This window comes from Thalassovita sp. (assembly GCF_034670005.1).
In the GTDB taxonomy this organism is placed as follows: Bacteria; Pseudomonadota; Alphaproteobacteria; order Rhodobacterales; family Rhodobacteraceae; genus Thalassobius.
In genome coordinates this window covers 74,740-93,826 of sequence record NZ_JAXMOH010000006.1, presented here as the reverse complement: position 1 = coordinate 93,826, position 19,087 = coordinate 74,740, and the positions used below count along the sequence as shown (strand labels likewise).

Here is a 19,087-nt window from a genome sequence, read left to right as displayed (position 1 = left end):
CCTCACGACCGCGCCTTGATCCAATCCTCGACCTCTGCCGCCTGCCGGTCTGTCAGCCGAAGGCCCAGTTTCGAACGCCGCCACAGGACATCCGCGCCCGTCTGCGCGAATTCGTGGGTCAGCATCCAGCGCAGTTCGGCTTCGGTCAGGGTGGCGCCGAAATCGCGGCCCAGATCGGTGGCGGTTCGGGCATCGCCCAGTATCTGGCCCGCTTCGGTGCCATAGGCACGAAACAAGCGTTCGGCCCATTTTTCGGTCAGGAACGGGTAGCGACGGATCAGCGCCACCTTGTGGTCTGCCACCTGTGTCACCGGCAGGTCGCCCCCGGGCAGCGCAACACCGGCGGTCCAGCCCTTGTCCGAAACGCCCATAAACGGGGCCAGTTTTTCCAGCGCATGTTCGGCCAGTTTGCGATAGGTGGTGATTTTGCCGCCAAAGATCGACAATAGCGGCGCGCCATCGCGGTTCAGCTTCAGCACGTAATCGCGCGTTGCCGATTGCGCCGTTCCTGCCCCGTCATCGTAAAGCGGCCGCACCCCGGAATAGGTCCAGACGATATCGTCCGCCGTCAATTGCGTTTTGAGATAGGCATTGGCGAAATCGAGCAGGTAACTGGTTTCCGTTTCACTGATCCGGGCGGGGTCGTCGGGATCGGCATGATCGGCGTCGGTGGTGCCGATCAGGGTGAAATCCTGTTCATAGGGGATGGCAAAGATGATCCGCCCATCATTGCCCTGAAAGAAATAGCATTTGTCATGATCGAACAGGCGGCGGGTGACGATATGACTGCCCCGGACCAGCCGGATCGCGGCCCGGCTGTCGACATGGACAACATCGGACAGGGTTTCGCTGACCCAAGGGCCGGCGGCGTTGACAAGCGCGCGGGCTGTCACCTCTTGCATCCCGGTGTCGGTTTGCAGGCTGATGCGCCACAGATCGCCGTCGCGCCGGGCCGCGACAACCTTGGTCCGGGTCATGATCTGCGCGCCGCGCGTGGCGGCATCGCGGGCGTTCAGAACCACCAACCGCGCATCATCGACCCAGCAATCGGAATATTCATAAGCCTTGGTGAACCGGTCCTGAAGCCCCTGCCCGGCCGGATCGGTCGTCAGATCCACCGCGCGGGTGCCCGGCAATATCTTGCGCCCGCCCAGATGATCATAAAGCAACAGACCAAACCGGATCATCCAGTTCGGCCGCCGCCCCTTCATCCACGGCAGGACCAATGACAGCAGCCGCGACGCCGGGGTTTCGCCATCAAATCTCATATCCTTGTGCAAGGGCAATACAAAGCGCATCGGCCAGCTGATATGCGGCATTGCCTGCAACAGTACCTCGCGTTCGATCAGCGCCTCTCGTACCAGCCGGAATTCGAAATATTCCAGATAACGCAGCCCGCCATGGAACAGCTTGGTCGAGGCCGAAGAGGTCGCCTGAGCCAGATCGCCCATTTCTGCCAGCCCCACCGACAGCCCGCGCCCGGACGCATCGCGTGCGATGCCGCAGCCATTGATACCGCCACCGACAATGAAAAGATCAAAGGTTTCCGTTCCGGGCATGTCCACGACTCGCCTTGGTTTCACCACCCTGTCTAGGATTTCGAAAATGTTCGGGTCAAGTCGTTTGTATTCTCTATTTGGTGTTTCAACCGCATATAGGGGGATTTTCCTTGCAGTTTTGGATCAAAAAGGAAAAATAACGAAAAACGAGCCGAGCACATGACACAAAATTTCCGCCATCCCGAAATCCTTGAACTGGCCCGCCGTCAGGGCAAGGTCAGCGTCGAGGACCTGGCCGCCCAATTCGGCGTCACCGTGCAGACCATTCGACGCGATCTGAGCGAACTGGCCGAGGCAGGTCGGCTGGAGCGCGTGCATGGCGGTGCGATGCTGCCTTCGGGGGTGCAGAATATCGGCTATGACGACCGCCGCAGCCTGAACGCTGCGGCCAAGGCCCGGATCGCGGCGGCCTGCGCGGCTCAGATCCCCGACGGGGCCTCGCTGTTTCTCAATATCGGCACCACCACCGAAGCGGTCGCTCGGGCGCTGCTGACCCACCGTGACCTGATGGTGGTGACAAACAACCTGAACATCGCCAATATTCTGGCGCAAAATCCCGATTGCGATGTGATCGTCGCGGGCGGCAGCCTGCGCCGGTCGGATGGCGGCCTGACCGGAAGCCTGACCATGCGGATGATTGAACAGTTTCGAACCGATATCGCGGTGATCGGCTGTTCCGCGCTGGACGAAAGCGGGGATCTGCTGGATTTCGACGTGGCCGAAGTCGGGGTCAGCCAGACCATCCTGGCCCATGCACGGCGCCGGTTTGTGGTGGCCGATCATTCGAAATGGACCCGTTCGGCCCCGGCGCGGATCGCCAACCTGGCCGAAATAGATACATTTTTCACTGACCAAGCGCCACCACAGGGTGTGCAGACACTTTGCGACCAGCGGGACACGAAGGTTGTAAAAATTCCGACTTTGATAAATGATTAAAAAATAGTCTCTCTGCTTAGGAAATATCACTGAACGATCGCAATTCTATACGCGGCTCATTGCATCCCGGGCGCTTTCCTTTTTTGCTCAGAGAACGAAACACTTTAACGATCGCGAGTACATGGATACGCAATCAAAATTCTTCGACGAAATGTTCGGCGGTGCCGACCAGCCTCGCAGCCCCTATTCACGCTATTTCGACTGGTTCGAAAGCGAAGATCCCAAGGAGCTGCGAAAAAAATCACTGGAAGCAGAGGCGTTTTTTCGCCGCATCGGGATCACTTTCAACGTCTATGGTCAAAAGGGTGCCGATGAACGGCTGATCCCGTTCGACATTATTCCGCGGATCATATCAGCGCGTGAATGGCAGCGTCTGGAAAAAGGCATCGAACAACGGGTGCGGGCGATCAACGCCTTTTTGCATGACATCTATCACCGGCAGGAAATCGTCCGGGCCGGGCGTCTGCCGCAGGAGCTTATCGCGCGCAACGCCGCGTTCGAACCCAAGATGATCGGGGTGAACCCGCCCGGCGGTGTCTATACCCATATCGTGGGCACCGATCTGGTACGCACGGGCGAAAATGAATTCTACGTGCTGGAGGATAATGCGCGCACCCCGTCGGGTGTGTCCTATATGCTGGAAAACCGGGAAACCATGTTGCAGATGTTCCCCGAGCTGTTCACCAAGCTGAAGGTCCGCCCGGTCAGTTCCTACCCACAGAGCCTGCGCCGGTCGCTGGCCGATTGCGCCCCGCCGGCCTTTGACGGTGACAAACCGGTGATCGCGGTACTGACCCCGGGGATTCACAATTCGGCCTATTTCGAACATGCCTTTCTGGCCGATCAGATGGGGGCCGAATTGGTCGAGGCGCATGACATGCGGATCATCGACGGTCGCGTGGCGATGCGGACCACGCGCGGTTTCACCCCGATTGATGTGATCTATCGCCGGGTCGATGACGAATATCTGGACCCGTTGAATTTCAGGCCCGACAGCCTGCTGGGGGTTCCGGGTATCCTCGATGTCTATAAGGCCGGGGGCATCACCATCGCCAACGCGCCGGGCACCGGCATCGCAGATGACAAGGCCCTGTATTCCTACATGCCCGATATCATCGAATTCTATACTGGCGAGAAGGCGATTTTGCAGAACGTTCCGACATGGCGCTGTTCGGAACCTGACAGCCTGAAATACGTGTTGGACAACCTTGCCGATCTGGTGGTCAAGGAAGTGCACGGATCGGGCGGTTACGGCATGTTGGTCGGTCCGGCCGCAAGCAAACGCGAATTGGCACGGTTCGAAAAGAAATTACGGGCCCGGCCGGGTGCCTATATCGCCCAACCAACGTTGGCGCTGTCCACCGTGCCGATCATGACCAAGAAAGGTCTGGCGCCGCGCCATGTCGACCTGCGCCCCTTCGTTCTGGTATCGCCGCAACAGGTCCGGATCACCCCCGGCGGGTTGACCCGCGTGGCGTTGAAAGAGGGGTCCCTGGTGGTCAATTCAAGCCAGGGCGGCGGCACCAAAGACACTTGGGTATTGGGGGACTGACCGGATGCTGGGAAAAACCGCAGGCGGCCTGTTCTGGATGTTTCGCTATCTGGAACGCTGCGAAAACACCGCACGATTGATCGACGCCGGTTGGCGCATCGCCCTGACCCGGCTGGGTGATGGCGACAATGAATGGGAATCGATCATCAACACGGCCGGAATCCGTGACCTTTACGAACAAAAATATGATGATTTTGACGGCGCGCATGCAATCAATTTCCTGTTGCGCGATACCGATAATCCGTCGTCGGTCCTGTCGTCGATCGGGGTGGCGCGATCCAATGCGCGGCTGGTGCGCACGGCCCTGTCGGCGGAAGTCTGGGAAGCCGTCAATGGATACTGGATGGCGATGAAGGCGGCGTTGGCCCGCCCGGTCAGCGACCGCAACCTGCCCAAGGTCCTGCAGGAAATCCGCAACCAGACGGCGGTGGTGCGCGGTACGCTGGCGGGGACCATGCTGCGTAATGACATCTATAATTTCTGCCGTCTGGGCACCTTTGTGGAACGTGCCGACAATACCGCGCGTATCCTCGACGTGAAATATTACGTGCTGTTACCGTCGGCGTCCTTCGTTGGATCGTCGATGGACAATACGCAATGGGAAAACATCCTGCGGTCGGTGTCCGCCGAACGCGCCTTTGGCTGGTTGCATGGCGGCGATATTTCAGCCCCCGCAGTGGCCGATTTCCTGATCCTCGACAAACGGATGCCGCGGTCGCTGGCCTTCTGTAACGAAAAGATCCGCGGCAATCTGGAACATCTGCAACAGGATTACGGCCTGCGCCAGCCGTGTCAGGATTTCGCCGATGCGATCTGCGCGAAATACACCGGCCGCCATGTCGATGACGTTTTCGAAGACGGGTTGCATGAGTTTCTGGAAGCGTCGATCCGAGACAACCAGATGCTGGCCAGCCATATCGAAAACGACTTCCGGTTTAACGGGTGAAAGCAATGCGGCTGAAAATAACTCATGTAACGACTTACAGTTACGATCACCCCGACGCCTATGCGCTGCAACAGTTGCGGCTGATACCGCGATCCGGTCATGGTCAGCATGTTCTCGACTGGCAGACCACCACCACGGGGGCCACGCGGCAGCTCGGCTATGAGGACGAATTCGGCAATCAGGTCGAATTGCTGCTGATAGAACCGGACACCACAAGGGTTGAAATCGTCAGCGAAGGTCTGGTCGAGGTCGAAGACCGGTCCGGGGTAGTCGGCCAGCAAAAAAATTGCGCCCCGCTTTGGCTGTTCGAGGCGGCAACGCCGTTCACCGCCCCGGGCAAAACGCTGCGGCAACTGGCGTCGAAGATGAAGCCGAAACCGAATGAAACCGGTCTGGAACGCGCCCACCGGCTGTCTGCGAAAGTGTCCAAGTTGATGACCTTCACCCCCGGCCACACCGCCAGCCACACCACCGCCGAAGAGGCGCTGCAAGATGGCAAGGGGGTGTGTCAGGACTATGCCCATATCATGATCGCGGCGGCGCGGATGATCGGATGGCCCGCCCGCTATGTATCCGGTTACCTGTACATGGAAGATATCGAAGATCAGGATGCCAGCCATGCATGGTGCGAAATCTGGATCGAAGGACTGGGCTGGATCGGATTTGACGCGGCGAATGAAATCTGTCCAGATGACCGCTATGTCCGGGTCGCAATCGGGCGCGATTATCGTGACGCTACGCCAATTCATGGCATTCGACACGGGTCGGGACACGAAGACCTACATGTGGCGTTGAAAGTTCAGGCGCAGACTGATCAATAGGGTCAGTATTCCGCTCATTGAGAGAATCGGGCCCCTATCATGACCTATTGCGTCGGCCTTACCCTGAACTGCGGCATGGTATTCATGTCCGACACCCGCACCAATGCCGGTGTCGATAACATTTCAACCTTCCGCAAGATGCGTATCTGGGAACAGCCCGGGTCACGGTCGATCACCCTGATGAGTGCTGGCAATCTGGCCACCACCCAGGCGGTGGTCAGCCTGCTGGAGGAACGCGCCAAGGAAGTGGCTGAACGTGACCCGGGAATTCTGAGCTGCGAAAGCATGTTTCAGGTCGCCACAATGGTGGGTGAAACCCTGCGCGAAGTGATCCGAAACAACAGCGAGAACGGCCAGCGCGCCGAGGGCACTTTCCACGCGACGCTGCTGGTGGGTGGCCAGGTCGGCGACGGCCAGATGCGGTTGTTCCTGATCTATCCCGAAGGCAATTTCATCGAAGCCAGCGACGACACTCCGTTTTTCCAGATCGGTGAAACCAAATATGGCCGCCCGATCATCCTGCGCGCCTATGATCCGGCGATGAGTTTCGAAGATGCTATCAAGCTGTTGCTGGTGTCGTTCGATTCCACCATCAAGGCCAACCTGTCGGTCAGCCCGCCGCTGGATGTGCATGTCTATGAAAAGGACAGCCGGAAAACCGGCAAAGTGTTCAGGATCGACACCGAAAACGCCTATTTCCGCGAAATCTCGGATGGCTGGGGCGTGGCGTTGCGCGAAGCCTTTGCCAGCCTGCCGGATTTCGATTTCAACAAATCCCTGTCCGAACCCGAGGCGAGTTTCCGTCACAAAGATTCCGAAAGCTGAGCAGAGCAACGGGCAGCCGCCGCGGCTTGCCAATTTGCCCCGCCTGCCGCCCGGATTTCTATTCCCGGTTTTTCAGGAACTCTTCGAACGCCGCCAAGGTGCGTTTCGACACATGGTGTTCGATCCCTTCTGCATCCATTTCGGCGACATCCTCGGGCACGCCGACCGCGATCAGCAATTCGACCACCATGCGGTGGCGGGCGCGGACACGATCGGCAAGCGCGGTGCCCGCTTCTGTCAGGAACACTCCACGATAGGGCCGTGCCGTGGCCAGCCCTTCGCGCTTGAGCCTTGCTATGGCCTTGGTCGCGGTCGGTTGGGCCACGCCCATCCGTTCGGCAATATCGGCAACCCGCGCTTCGCCCAGGTCGGCAAGCAGATCCCCGATCATCTCGACGTAATCTTCCAGCAGGGCGACCGATTGCATCTGCCGGGCGCGGGAAAACCGGTCGGCCTGTTGCTGCGGCTCTACGGGGGTGTCGGGCATGGGCGTAATCCCAAATTTATGGGTCAGGAAGCTTGTATAGCCAAGGCTTATTAAAATTACCAGATCATTCAGCAGACAAGTCGGAGCAATTACAATTTTACGATTGTACACTATATAGCAAAGGCTATAAATACGAGCGCAAGCTAACAGCGAGTCCCTGTATGCAAAACATGACACACAGAACGCGTAGCGGCATCACCGCCGTTCTGACCGGACAACGCCATGGCTGGCGCAGCAGGCTTCTGTTCGCCGGTCCCGCGATCATTGCCTCGGTCGCCTATATGGACCCGGGTAATTATGCGACCAATATTCAGGCCGGCGCGGGCTATGGCTATACCCTGCTTTGGGTGGTTTTGCTGGCCAACCTGATTGCGATGCTGTTCCAGTCATTGTCGGCGCGGCTGGGCATCGTGACGGGCAAGAACCTTGCCGAATTGTCGCGCGATCATTTCCCCCGACCCTTGGTCTGGGTGATGTGGGCGGTCAGCGAAGTCGCCGCCATGGCCACCGATCTGGCCGAATTTCTGGGCGGGGCGATCGGGCTGGCGCTGTTGTTCAACCTGCCGCTGATCGTCGGAATGGCGATCACCGCGGTCGTGACCTATGCCATCCTGTTGTTCGAACGGCAGGGGTTCCGCCCGATGGAGCTGATCATTGGCGCGCTGGTGGCGGTGATCGGGCTGTGTTACCTGGCCGAGCTGTTGATCGCCACGGTCGATTGGCCCGCAGCAGCGCAGGGCATGATGCAGCCGGTATTGCCAGACAGCGCGGCCTTGACCATTGCGGTCGGGATCATCGGGGCCACGGTGATGCCGCACGCGATCTACCTGCATTCCGGCCTGACCCAGTCGCGCGCGGATGTACGCAATGATGACGACCGGCGCAAAGTTCTGAAATTTTCCAATATCGAAGTCGTTCTGGCGCTGGCCGTGGCGGGCATGGTCAACATGGCGATGGTGATGATGGCCGCCAGCGCCTTTCATCAGGGATATTCGGAGGTGGCCGAAATCGAAACCGCCTATCACACGCTGACGCCGCTGCTGGGCGCTGCGGCGGCGGGGATATTCCTGACCTCGCTGATCGCGTCGGGGATTTCCAGTTCGGTGGTGGGCACCATGGCGGGGCAGATGATCATGCAAGGGTTCCTGCATATCCGGGTGCCGATCTGGCTGCGCCGGCTGGTGACGATGCTGCCCGCCTTTGTCGTGGTGGCGATGGGGGTGAACGCAACGCAGGCCCTGGTGGTGAGCCAGGTCATCCTGTCCATCGCCCTGCCGGTGCCGATGATCGCACTGATCGTGTTTTCCGCCCGCCGCGACATCATGGGGGATTTCTGCGTCGGACCGGTGCTGCGCGGTCTGGCGGTGCTGGGGGCGACGGCGGTTCTGGCGCTGAACTTCGTCCTGCTGGCGGATACGTTCGGGGTTCCGATGCCGTTTCTGGCTGGGTAAGACGCCGGATTTTCAGCGCGGCGCGGTGTTGCCAGCCCCAAGGGTCACGACATTTGACGCAAGCCAGCGCCCGGCCCGGGATGGGTCGGGATCGCGGCAGGGTGTAACCCCACCCAGAGGTCGGCGTCGAAGCTGCGCAAAGGCGATGCCGGGATTTGGCAAAGGCGGTTTTGGGACCACCACATCCGGGATGAGGCCGATTTCCGCGCGCATTTGCGGTATTGTTGGATGAACCCGGTGAAACACGGGGTTGGTGGCAACGCCCGAGGAGTGGCCGTTTTCGTCGGTGCATCGGGATGGGCGGTTTTCAAGCGACATGGATTTGATGATGTAGGGTGCGGTGAAGCGCACCATCGTTGGTGGGCAATGGTGGGGTGAAACCCCACCCTACGGCTTGCTTTGCGCGGGCTTGGGTGGTCTGGTGATCTGTAGGGGCGATTAGCTGTTTAACATTACTCGATCACATCGCCATCATCGTCACTATGATCTTCGATTTGTTTCGCCGCATTCGTTACATCTGGAATTTGCCCGACTTCTAGCTCATCAAACTCACGAGCCGCTGCAAAGACTTTCAGTCTTTTAGTTCGACCATCTGGTGCATCTACAGAAGTAAATGCACATACAGCTTCCATATTCTCGTCGAACTTCCCCTTCTGGCGCAAAGCATATGCTCTCGCTGCATCGACAATCACAGTGAGCGATTTCCTGTCTGCTTCCGCAAGCAAATCAAAGGTAAACGCCTGTTCTTGCTCCAAATCGAACAAGCGCCCTGTTCTATTCCTTCCATCGAAGCTTGTTACCAAGAACCTCTGAGAACGAGTTTCATCGTTGAAAATACTTTCATACATATACTCCTTACTCTCAGCATCGAGGTTGATCGTATTATCGTCACCCGTCACGAAAATATTTATGTTAGAAGAGCCGTGGTTGATTGCAGAGTGTGCACGTCTTACGGAAGGTTCGGTCGCTTGGATCAAAGCTCCAAGATCTCCGGCATTAATGCGCCCGTCATCTTCTGCTTCTTCAATTTCCTTTGAGCCTGAGAGACCGGTAGCCCGGTTGAAAACAGTCTCAATCAACTTCCAAGATGCGTTTGCTAAACCGCTTCCATAAGCCTCGATCAGATATGGAGCAAACTGCGAAAACTCAAAAACGAACTCATAAGAACCTGGTCGCGTAGTTTTGAGATCGAGTTGCAAGTCCAAGTCTTTAAAATTTCGCCTTCTTATTTCTCCAGTTTGAGCAAAATATATAATCATCATTAGCGCTTGAGACATTGCATGGGCGCTATCCAAAGCCGTAAAAGCTGGGACTTGGTGGGTATCGCTCTTTCCACCAGCCAACGAAACTACCAACTCAATCTGGGTATCATCTTGCATCAGAACACCTCTAAACTATTTTAGATGTTTGTGCATGAAGAACGATACCCGTTCAAGTTTTTTCAAGAACAGACAACGACTTGGCTTGCTCAAGTTTAACACCCGCCCATGGGACGGGTCGGGCGCTGCCAAATCTTCGATTTGGCCGGGCTGCACAAAGCTTTGGAGCCAGAAACGAAAAGCCCGCCGGATGGCGGGCTTTGGTGGGGCGGGGTGCCGGGCTGAAGCCCGGCCTACGGCCTATGATCCGCCTGCCTCAATCGTCCATCTTCAACGCCGAGATGAACGCTTCCTGCGGGATCTCGACCTTGCCGAACTGGCGCATCTTCTTCTTGCCCGCCTTCTGCTTTTCCAGCAGCTTCTTCTTCCGCGTGGCGTCGCCGCCGTAACATTTCGCGGTGACGTCCTTGCGCAGGGCCGACAGGGTTTCGCGGGCGATCACCTTGCCGCCGATGGCGGCCTGGATCGGGATCTTGAACATGTGGCGCGGGATCAGGTCCTTCAGTTTCTCGCACATGGCGCGGCCGCGCAGTTCGGCCCGGTCGCGATGCACCATCATCGACAGCGCGTCCACCGGTTCGTCATTCACCAGGATCTGCATCTTCACCAGGTTGTCCTGGCGATAGCCGATCATCTGGTAATCGAAGGACGCATAGCCCTTGGTCACCGATTTCAGGCGGTCGTAGAAGTCGAACACCACCTCGTTCAGCGGCAGGTCATAGACCACCATCGCGCGGGTGCCGGCATAGGTCAGGTCCATCTGGATGCCGCGCCGGTCCTGGCAGAGCTTGAGCACGTCGCCGAGATATTCGTCGGGCACCATGATGGTGGCCTTGATGCGCGGTTCCTCGACGTGATCCACATAGGTCAGGTCGGGCATGTCGGCGGGGTTGTGCAGCTCCGTCATGGAGCCGTCCTTCATGTGCAGGTGATAGACCACCGAGGGCGCGGTGGTGATCAGGTCCAGATTGTATTCGCGTTCCAGCCGGTCGCGGATCACCTCGAGATGCAACAGGCCGAGGAAGCCGCAGCGGAAGCCGAAGCCCAGCGCGGCGGAGGTTTCCATCTCGGACGAGAAGGAGGCGTCGTTCAGCTGCAGCTTCTCGATCGCGTCGCGCAAATCCTCGAAATCGTTCGCATCCACCGGGAACAGCCCGCAGAACACCACCGGGATCGACGGCTTGAAGCCCGGCAGCGGCGCCGCGCAGGGCTTCTTTTCATGGGTGATGGTGTCGCCGACCTTGGTGTCGCGCACCTGCTTGATCTGCGCGGTGAAGACGCCGATCTCGCCCGGCCCCAGTTCGGGGAAATCGACCATCTGCGGCTTCAGCACGGCCAGCTTGTCGATCTTGTAGGTGGCGCCGGTGCGCATCATCTTGATCTGGTCGCCCTTCTTGATCACGCCGTCGATGACGCGGATCAGGACCACCACGCCCAGATAAGGGTCGTACCAGCTGTCCACCAGCATCGCCTTCAGCGGCGCGTCGCGGTCGCCCTTCGGGGCGGGCAGACGGTGGACGATGGCCTCCAGAACGTCGGGAATGCCCAGGCCGCTCTTGGCGGAGATCGGGATCGCGTCCTGCGCGTCGATGCCGATCACGTCCTCGATGTTTTCCTTCACCCGCTCGGGATCGGCGGCGGGCAGGTCGATCTTGTTCAGAACCGGCACGATCTCGTGATCGGCCTCGATCGCCTGATAGACATTGGCGAGCGTCTGCGCTTCGACCCCTTGCGAGGCGTCCACCACCAGCAGCGATCCCTCGACCGCCTGCATCGAGCGGCTGACCTCATAGGCGAAGTCCACATGGCCGGGGGTGTCGATCAGGTTCAGCACATAGGTTTCGCCATCCTTGGCGACATACTCGATCCGCACCGAGTTGGCCTTGATGGTGATGCCGCGCTCGCGCTCGATATCCATCGCGTCAAGCATCTGGGCCTTCATGTCCCGTTCCGCCACCGTATTGGTGGACTGAATCAGCCGGTCGGCCAATGTGGATTTACCGTGGTCGATATGGGCCACGATGGAGAAGTTGCGGATATGTGCGAGATCGGTCATGGATCGGGATATGCTGTGGAATTGCCGATTGGTCAATGGGGCTCGTGCGCGGGGCCGTATGTGTTTCACCCGGTTTCGTGGCCGAAGCGGAAAAGAACGGCATGGTCCCTTGTCCTGAAGGACGTGTTGAGGGCATGCTGGGTCACATGACACGGGTGTTCGGGTTCGCAATTCTGTGGCTTTTCGTCCTTTGCGCCGAAGCATCGGCGCAAGCCGGTATCGCCGCGCCCGAAGAGTGCCTGACGGCCGGTGCAGAGCCGAACAGTCCACAGCAGCAAAGGATCACCGGCCTGCTGCTGCGGTTGGCGCCTGTGCTGGAGGTTCTGCCGTCGCTGCATACGGCATTGCGCGAGCTTGGTCCCGACATTTGTCTGTCGGGGCAGCTATATGAAGAACATGGATATATGCAGGCTGATGCAAGCCGGATCGTCCTGAACGCCCGGTTGGGCGACGATATCCTGTTGGCGATCCTGCTGCATGAATTGAGGCATCTGGATCAGTTCCGCAGCGCGGTTTGCCCGGCCCCCGAAATGTCGATGCAGGAAACCGCGCGGGCTGTTCTGGCGCTGGAGGCCGACGCGTCGGCGGTGATGCTGTTGGCGACGTGGTGGCTGCGCCAGAACGGCGATGCCGGTCCGTGGCAGGCGATCGAGGATTGGCCTTCGGCACGCGACATCGCGGCCCGCTTTGCCGAAGAAATGGCGGTCAGCGACACGCCCAGCGATGCGGCCAGCGCCGCGTTCGACCAATGGTACCGGTCACCGGAACGGGTCGAGCAATATTACCTGAGCATCTGCAACGCATACCTGACCCGGATCGAAGAAAGCAAAGCCCTGCCCCGGTACGAGCTGGTGCCGCCGGATTACTTCACGCAGCTATGCCACCTGCCCGACGGCACGCCCTATCCCTGCGCCGAACCCGATGGGGCGTTCCCGCGCTAGGCGCGGGAATGCCCCGGTTTCAGGTCACTTTCGACACGGTTTGATATTTCGGATCGCGCCACAGTTCGTCTGCGATCACCTTTTCGATCACCCCGGCGGCGGCGATGACGTCCGCCTCGTCGATATAAAGCGGGGTGAAGCCAAAGCGCATGATGTCAGGAGCGCGGAAATCGCCGATCACGCCGTGATCGATACAAGCCTGCATCGCGGCATAGCCATGTTCGAAGGCGAATGACACCTGTGATCCGCGCTGTGCGGGATCGCGCGGCGATGCAAGCGTCAGCTGCGGGCAGCGCGCCTCCACCTCGGAAATGAACCGTTCGGACAGCACTATCGAGGCCGCGCGCAGATCGGCCATATCGATCCCATCCCAGACGTCCAACGCATGATCGAGGATCGACAGTTGCACAATCGGTGGTGTGCCGACGCGCATCCGTTCGGTCGACATCGCCGGGCGGTAGGTCAGTTCCATCGCGAACGGCGCATCATGCCCCAGCCATCCCGCCAGCGCCGGTTGCACCGTGGTCGCCAGATCGGGGCGGACATAGATGAAGGCGGGTGCGCCGGGGCCGCCATTGAGGTATTTGTAGCTGCACCCAACCGCGAATTCAGCGTTACACCCGGTCAGATCGACCGGCACCGCGCCAGCCGAATGGGCCAAATCCCAGATCATCACCGCGCCCATGTCGTGGGCTTTGCGGGTTATCGCGGCCATGTCATGCATCCGGCCGGACCGGTAATCGACCTGGGTCAGCATCACGACCGCAACATCTTCGGTGATGGCGTCGGCCACATCTTCGGGCGCTGGAGTTTTGAGCGCATAGCCCTTGTCGATCGTGTCGATCAGCCCTTGCGCCATGTAAAGATCGGAGGGGAAATTGCCGCTATCCGACAGGATCACCCGCCGGTCGGGGCGCATTTTCAGCGCGGCCGCCAAGGCCTGATAGACCTTGATCGACAAGGTGTCGCCGGTGGCAACCGATCCTTCGGGCGCGCCGATCAGCCCGGCGATGCGGTCGCCGACCTTCTTGGGCAACGCCATCCAGCCGGCGGTATTCCAGGCCTTGATCAGTTCGCCCCCCCATTCGGCGCCGATCACCTGCGCGGCGCGATCAGCGGACCCTTTGGGCAGTGGGCCCAGAGAATTGCCGTCGAGATAGATCACACCCTCTGGCAGATCGAAGAGGTCTTTGCGCGGAAGTTGCGATGCCATGATTAGAGTTCTCCTCGCAATTGCCAGAGTTCAGGGAAAAGTTCGACGCTGAGCATCTTTTTCAGGTAATCGACCCCCGACGTGCCGCCGGTGCCGCGTTTGAAACCGATGACGCGTTCGACCGTGGTGACATGATTGAAGCGCCAGCGACGGAAGTAATCTTCGAGATCGACAAGCTTTTCGGCCAGTTCATACAGGGTCCAATGGGTTTGCACGTCTTCATAGACCAGTTTCCATTTGGCCTGCACCTCGGGGACGGGCATGTGCGGCGTGTTAAGCTGCGGGGCGGGAATTTGCGCGTCGGGTCCGTCGATGGTGATAAACAGATGCCGGATCACATCGTCATAGAAGCTGGGTCTGGCCAATTCGTCCGTCAGCATCTGATGCACGTCGGGCAGGTGTTCATGTGGCTTCAGCATGTTGGCATTGCGGTTGCCCAGCACGTATTCGATCATCCGGTATTGATAGGACTGGAACCCCGATGACGGCCCCAACGCTTCGCGAAAACGGGTGTAATCGGCCGGCGTCATGGTGCGCAGCACGTCCCATGCATTGTTGAGCTGTTCGAATATCCGGCTGACCCGGGCCAGCATCTTGAACATCGGGGCCATGTCGCCCGCGTTCAGCGCATTGCGGGCACCGGACAGTTCATGGATCGCCAGTTTCATCCACAATTCGCTGGTCTGGTGCTGAATGATGAACAGCAATTCGTCCGGTGCGTCGCTTTGCGGGTGTTGCTGATCCAGCAGCGCATCGAGGCACAGGTAATCGCCATAAGACATCGCGTCGCGGAAATTCATCCTGGCGCCATCGCGGCCCGGATCAATGATCTTGTTACTCATGAATGCTCTCCCTTGGCCGCGTTATCGCGGCCCGACTCTTTACCGGGAGACTATGCGCATACCCGAAGGCTTGGCAATCAGATGCCGGTCGGCACCTGTCAACCGGGCCTTCAGTCCAGCCGGGCCAGCAATTCCAGCACATGCGGCCCCAAAGCGTCAACGATCAGCGCAACGCCGTCGGCATTGGGGTGGATGCCGTCGGGTTGGAACAGATCGCGCAGCTGTGCCGGATCGTCGGTGCCCAGCCCCTCAAAAAAGCTGGTCACATAGAGCGCGTTGAATTCTGTTGCCAGTTCGGGCCAGATCGCGTTGAAATCGCGGGCATAATCAGGACCGTAATTGCCCGGCGACTGCATCCCGACCAGCAGGACTTCGACGCCTTTGACCTGCGCCACCTGCAAAATGCCACGAATATTGGCGCGGACCAGCCCCGGGTCGGTGCCGCGCAGCACGTCATTGCCGCCCAGCGTCAGAATCATCGCGTCGACATCATCGGTCAGCGTCCAGTCGATCCGCGCCAATCCGCCCGACGTGGTATCGCCCGACACGCCGGCATTGATGACCCGCGCTGTGGCACCGTGATCGGCCAGCCAGCCGCGCAGCTGCGGCACGAACCCGTCCTGTTCGATCAGCCCATAGCCTTGGGTCAGACTGTCGCCAAAGGCCACCAGCGTGACCGGCGCGGCAAAACCGGGCACAGGCAGAAGCAGCATCAACACCGCAAGGGACTTGCCGCGCAAGGCGCTGGCCCCATATGACACAAGAGTTTGCAAAAATTGGTAAAACCGCATGTCTGATCCCGTTCTTTCCCTTACAGATGCAACCCTTTCTCTGGATGGCAATGCCGGTCGCGTGAAAATACTTCACGGCATTACTCTGGATGTCCAGAGCGGTGAAAGCCTCGGATTGGTGGGACCGTCAGGATCCGGCAAATCTTCGCTGCTGATGTTGATGGGCGGTCTGGAACAGGCCAGTTCGGGGCAAGTGCGGGCGCTGGGGCGGAACCTGACCACGATGGACGAAGACCAGTTGGCCCGGTTCCGGCGCGGCAATATGGGCATCGTGTTCCAGTCCTTCCATCTGATCCCGACCATGACCGCGCTGGAAAATGTCGCTACGCCACTGGAACTGGCCGGGCATAAAGATGCGTTCGACCGCGCGATGGAAGAATTGCAGACGGTCGGGTTGGAAAGCCGCGCCGACCATTACCCGTCGCAAATGTCGGGCGGCGAACAACAGCGGGTGGCGCTGGCGCGGGCGTCGGCACCGCGGCCAAAGATTTTACTGGCCGATGAACCGACCGGCAATCTGGACGGGACCAATGGCGCGGCGATCATTGATCTGCTGTTCGGGTTGCGCGACCGTCACGGCGCAACCTTGGTTCTGGTCACCCATGCGCCGGACCTGGCCAGCCGCTGCGACCGGGTGGTGCATCTGCGCGATGGCCGGATCGAAGATGCCAGCCAAGAGGCGGTGGCATGAGCCTGAGAATCGCGGCACGGCTGGCCCGGCGGGAATTGCGCGGCGGTCTGAAGGGGTTCCGCATCTTTCTGGCCTGCCTGACGCTGGGCGTGGCGGCGATTGCCGCCGTGGGCAGTGTGCGCGCGGGGATCGAGGCCGGGCTGGCGCGCGAAGGCGCGGCTTTGCTGGGTGGCGATGCCGAAATGGAATTCACCTATCGCTTTGCCAGCGAAGACGAACGCGACTGGATGGCGGCGCGGGCGGTTGCGGTGTCCGAGGTCAGCGATTTCCGGTCGATGGCGACGCGGGGCGACACCCGGATGCTGACACAGGTGAAATCGGTCGATGACGCCTATCCGCTGGTGGGCGCGGTCACGCTTGACCCGGCGATGGAGCTGGGCGCGGCGCTGGCGGGTCAGGACGGCCTGCCCGGTGCGGTGATGGACCCTTTGCTGATCGCGCAGATGGGGATCGAAATTGGCGACAGGTTCCGGTTGGGCACACAGGATTTCGTGCTGACCGCCGCATTGGAGCGCGAACCCGATGGTGCGGCGGATGGCTTTGCCCTGGGGCCGCGCACGATGGTACGCACGGCCGATCTGGCCGCGTCCGGCCTGTTGGCGCCGGGGACGCTTTATAGCAGCAAATACCGGTTGGCATTGCCGCCAGAAACCGAACTGGGCCCGTTGAAACGACAGGCGATGCAGCAGTTCGAAGACAGCGGGCTGCGCTGGCGCGATGCCCGCAACGGGGCACCGGGGATCAAGACCTTTGTCGACCGGATCGGGGCGTTTTTGATCCTTGTCGGCCTGTCCGGTTTGGCGGTTGGTGGCGTTGGCGTATCGGCTGCGGTGCGGGCCTATCTGGCCGGAAAAACCGGGGTGATCGCCACCCTGCGCAGTCTGGGCGCGGATCAGCGCACCATTTTCCAGATCTATTTCCTGCAAATCGGGGCACTGTCGGTGCTGGGCATCGCGCTGGGGCTGCTATTGGGGGCCGGGGTGCCTTTGGCTGCAGGGCCGCTGTTGGCGGCGCAATTGCCAGTGCCGGCTGATTTCACGGTCTTTCCTGCGCCGCTGATCGAGGCGGCGATCTATGGCGCATTGACAGCATTGATTTTCACCCTGTGGCCATTGGCGCGCACCGGCGAGGTGCGGGCCGCGACGCTGTTCCGTGATGCAATGGCCGGGGCGCGGATATTGCCGCCGCTGCGTTATGTCCTGATTACGCTGGGGCTGACGGTCGCACTGATCGGGGCGGCGATCCTGTTTTCCGGCACCTGGCGGCTGACGCTGTGGACCGCGGGGGGGATATTGCTGTCATTGGTCGCGCTGGCGCTGGCGGCGCGGGCAATCCGCAAATTGGCCCGGGTCGGCACCCCGCTGGCACGGGGCCACGCGGCACTGCGTTGGGCGCTGGCCGCGATTGGCGGCATGCGCGACGAAGCCACCCCGGTGGTGTTGTCGCTGGGGCTGGGTCTGACGGTTTTGGCGGCGGTCGGCCAGATTGACGGCAATCTGCGCGGCGCAATTGCCCGGGACCTTCCGGACAAGGCACCGTCGTTTTTCTTTGTCGATATTCAGAAGGACCAGATCGACGGATTTCTGGCCCGGCTGGACGGCGATACATCAGTCAGCCGGGTTGAACACGCGCCGATGCTGCGCGGGGTTATCACCCGGATCAATGACCAACCCGCCCGCGACGTGGCAGGCGATCATTGGGTATTGCGCGGCGATCGGGGCGTCACCTATGCCGCCACCCAGCCCGAGAACACCAAGCTGGTCGCAGGCGATTGGTGGCCGCGCGATTACAGCGGAGCGCCGCTGATCAGTTTCGCCGCCGAAGAGGCCGAAGAAATGGGCCTGCATCTGGGCGATACGATGACCCTCAATATCCTTGGGCGCGATATTACCGGCACCATCGCCAGTTTCCGCGAAGTGGATTTTTCCACTGCCGGGATGGGATTTGTCCTGGCGATGAACGAGGCGGCGCTGGCGGGCGCGCCGCACAGTTTCATCGCAACCGTCTATGCAGAAGAAACGGCGGAGCCGGCGATTTTACGCGATCTGACCGGCGCTTATCCCAATATTACAGCGATCCGGGTGCGCGATGCGATCGACCGGGTGTCGCAGATGCTGGACGGGATCGCTGCGGCGACGTCCTGGGCGGCGGCGGCGACTTTGTTGACCGGGTTTCTGGTGCTGATCGGGGCGGCGGCAGCAGGTGCCCCGGAACGCAGATACGAGGCGGCGGTGCTGAAAACGCTGGGCGCGACACGGGCGAAAATCCTTGGCAGTTTCGCATTGCGCGCGGCATTGCTGGGGGCGGCGGCGGCTTTGGTCGCGCTGGCCGCGGGGGTCGCGGGCGGCTGGGCGGTGATGCATTTCGTGATGGAAACCGGGTTCGAGGTGATCTGGACTTCGGCGCTGGGGATCGTGCTGGGCGGGGTGGCTGCGACGGTGCTGGCCGGAATCGGATTTGCCTGGCAGGCGCTGAACATGCGTCCGGTTGAGACGCTCAGGGCGCGTGAATAAGGGCGGGCGGCGCGGTTTTGGCAAAACGCCGCCCTGCCCCGACCGGCGACGGATTTTCCTGCCCGGCCTGATCTGAATCAATGA

The 19,087-nt window shown here is 60.2% G+C and carries 16 protein-coding genes and 1 pseudogene; 10 read left to right on the top strand and 7 right to left on the bottom strand.

The window, feature by feature from the left end; all coding sequences use genetic code 11:
- Positions 1 to 2: 2 nt before the first annotated feature.
- The gene (gene glpD / locus VOI23_RS12180; protein WP_323785112.1) at positions 3 to 1,559 is read right to left on the bottom strand and encodes a glycerol-3-phosphate dehydrogenase; all 1,557 of its coding nucleotides are present in this window, start codon (positions 1,557 to 1,559) and stop codon (positions 3 to 5) included.
- Positions 1,560 to 1,718: 159 nt separating this feature from the next.
- Here glpD and VOI23_RS12175 point away from each other — a divergent pair, with 159 nt between their 5' ends.
- The 5 genes from VOI23_RS12175 to VOI23_RS12155 all read left to right on the top strand — a co-directional run bounded on the left by VOI23_RS12175 (position 1,719) and on the right by VOI23_RS12155 (position 6,639).
- Positions 1,719 to 2,495, top strand: coding sequence for a DeoR/GlpR family DNA-binding transcription regulator (locus tag VOI23_RS12175; protein ID WP_323785111.1), 777 nt, complete (start codon positions 1,719 to 1,721; stop codon positions 2,493 to 2,495).
- Between the two features lie 121 nt (positions 2,496 to 2,616).
- Entirely contained in the window at positions 2,617 to 4,047 is a 1,431-nt protein-coding gene (locus VOI23_RS12170) for a circularly permuted type 2 ATP-grasp protein (protein WP_323785110.1), read from the top strand.
- 4 nt (positions 4,048 to 4,051) lie between these two features.
- Positions 4,052 to 4,993 carry an alpha-E domain-containing protein gene (locus tag VOI23_RS12165; RefSeq protein WP_323785109.1) on the top strand — a complete coding sequence of 314 codons (942 nt, stop codon included), beginning with the start codon at positions 4,052 to 4,054 and terminating at the stop codon, positions 4,991 to 4,993.
- 5 nt (positions 4,994 to 4,998) lie between these two features.
- The gene (locus VOI23_RS12160; RefSeq protein ID WP_323785108.1) at positions 4,999 to 5,814 is read left to right on the top strand and encodes a transglutaminase family protein; all 816 of its coding nucleotides are present in this window, start codon (positions 4,999 to 5,001) and stop codon (positions 5,812 to 5,814) included.
- A 39-nt stretch (positions 5,815 to 5,853) separates the two neighbouring features.
- Complete coding sequence (locus VOI23_RS12155) at positions 5,854 to 6,639, top strand: proteasome-type protease (protein WP_323785107.1); 786 nt, start codon at positions 5,854 to 5,856, stop codon at positions 6,637 to 6,639.
- 58 nt (positions 6,640 to 6,697) lie between these two features.
- On the opposite strand, the gene mntR is transcribed toward VOI23_RS12155, so the two are convergent.
- Entirely contained in the window at positions 6,698 to 7,126 is a 429-nt protein-coding gene (mntR, locus tag VOI23_RS12150) for a manganese-binding transcriptional regulator MntR (protein WP_323785105.1), read from the bottom strand.
- Between the two features lie 161 nt (positions 7,127 to 7,287).
- Here mntR and VOI23_RS12145 point away from each other — a divergent pair, with 161 nt between their 5' ends.
- The gene (locus VOI23_RS12145) at positions 7,288 to 8,577 is read left to right on the top strand and encodes an Nramp family divalent metal transporter (RefSeq protein WP_323785104.1); all 1,290 of its coding nucleotides are present in this window, start codon (positions 7,288 to 7,290) and stop codon (positions 8,575 to 8,577) included.
- Between the two features lie 108 nt (positions 8,578 to 8,685).
- Positions 8,686 to 8,911, top strand: a pseudogene (locus tag VOI23_RS18575) (REP-associated tyrosine transposase); the annotation flags it as partial.
- 118 nt (positions 8,912 to 9,029) lie between these two features.
- On the opposite strand, the gene VOI23_RS12140 reads toward VOI23_RS18575, so the two are convergent.
- A complete protein-coding gene (locus VOI23_RS12140) occupies positions 9,030 to 9,956 on the bottom strand; it encodes a hypothetical protein (RefSeq protein ID WP_323785103.1) in 927 nt (308 codons plus the stop codon).
- A 256-nt stretch (positions 9,957 to 10,212) separates the two neighbouring features.
- Positions 10,213 to 12,012 (bottom strand): translation elongation factor 4, encoded by a 1,800-nt coding sequence (gene lepA, locus VOI23_RS12135; RefSeq protein ID WP_323785101.1) that lies wholly within the window; start codon positions 12,010 to 12,012, stop codon positions 10,213 to 10,215.
- Between the two features lie 35 nt (positions 12,013 to 12,047).
- Here lepA and VOI23_RS12130 point away from each other — a divergent pair, with 35 nt between their 5' ends.
- Complete coding sequence (locus VOI23_RS12130) at positions 12,048 to 12,953, top strand: DUF6782 family putative metallopeptidase (protein WP_323785100.1); 906 nt, start codon at positions 12,048 to 12,050, stop codon at positions 12,951 to 12,953.
- Positions 12,954 to 12,972: 19 nt separating this feature from the next.
- Here the strand turns inward: VOI23_RS12130 and kynU are convergent, their stop codons facing one another.
- From kynU to VOI23_RS12115, 3 genes are all read right to left on the bottom strand, one after another.
- The gene (gene kynU, locus VOI23_RS12125; RefSeq protein ID WP_323785099.1) at positions 12,973 to 14,166 is read right to left on the bottom strand and encodes a kynureninase; all 1,194 of its coding nucleotides are present in this window, start codon (positions 14,164 to 14,166) and stop codon (positions 12,973 to 12,975) included.
- A 2-nt stretch (positions 14,167 to 14,168) separates the two neighbouring features.
- Positions 14,169 to 15,008, bottom strand: coding sequence for a tryptophan 2,3-dioxygenase (locus VOI23_RS12120; RefSeq protein WP_323785098.1), 840 nt, complete (start codon positions 15,006 to 15,008; stop codon positions 14,169 to 14,171).
- A 110-nt stretch (positions 15,009 to 15,118) separates the two neighbouring features.
- On the bottom strand, positions 15,119 to 15,799 hold the full coding sequence (locus VOI23_RS12115) for an arylesterase (protein ID WP_416376529.1): 681 nt from the start codon (positions 15,797 to 15,799) through the stop codon (positions 15,119 to 15,121).
- Between VOI23_RS12115 and VOI23_RS12110 the strand changes: the two genes are divergently transcribed.
- On the top strand, positions 15,798 to 16,490 hold the full coding sequence (locus tag VOI23_RS12110; protein ID WP_323785097.1) for an ABC transporter ATP-binding protein: 693 nt from the start codon (positions 15,798 to 15,800) through the stop codon (positions 16,488 to 16,490). The genes VOI23_RS12115 and VOI23_RS12110 overlap by 2 nt on opposite strands.
- Positions 16,487 to 19,003, top strand: a complete 2,517-nt coding sequence (locus VOI23_RS12105; protein WP_323785096.1) for an ABC transporter permease — start codon at positions 16,487 to 16,489, stop codon at positions 19,001 to 19,003. The genes VOI23_RS12110 and VOI23_RS12105 overlap by 4 nt, the downstream gene beginning before the upstream one ends.
- Positions 19,004 to 19,087 lie beyond the last annotated feature (84 nt).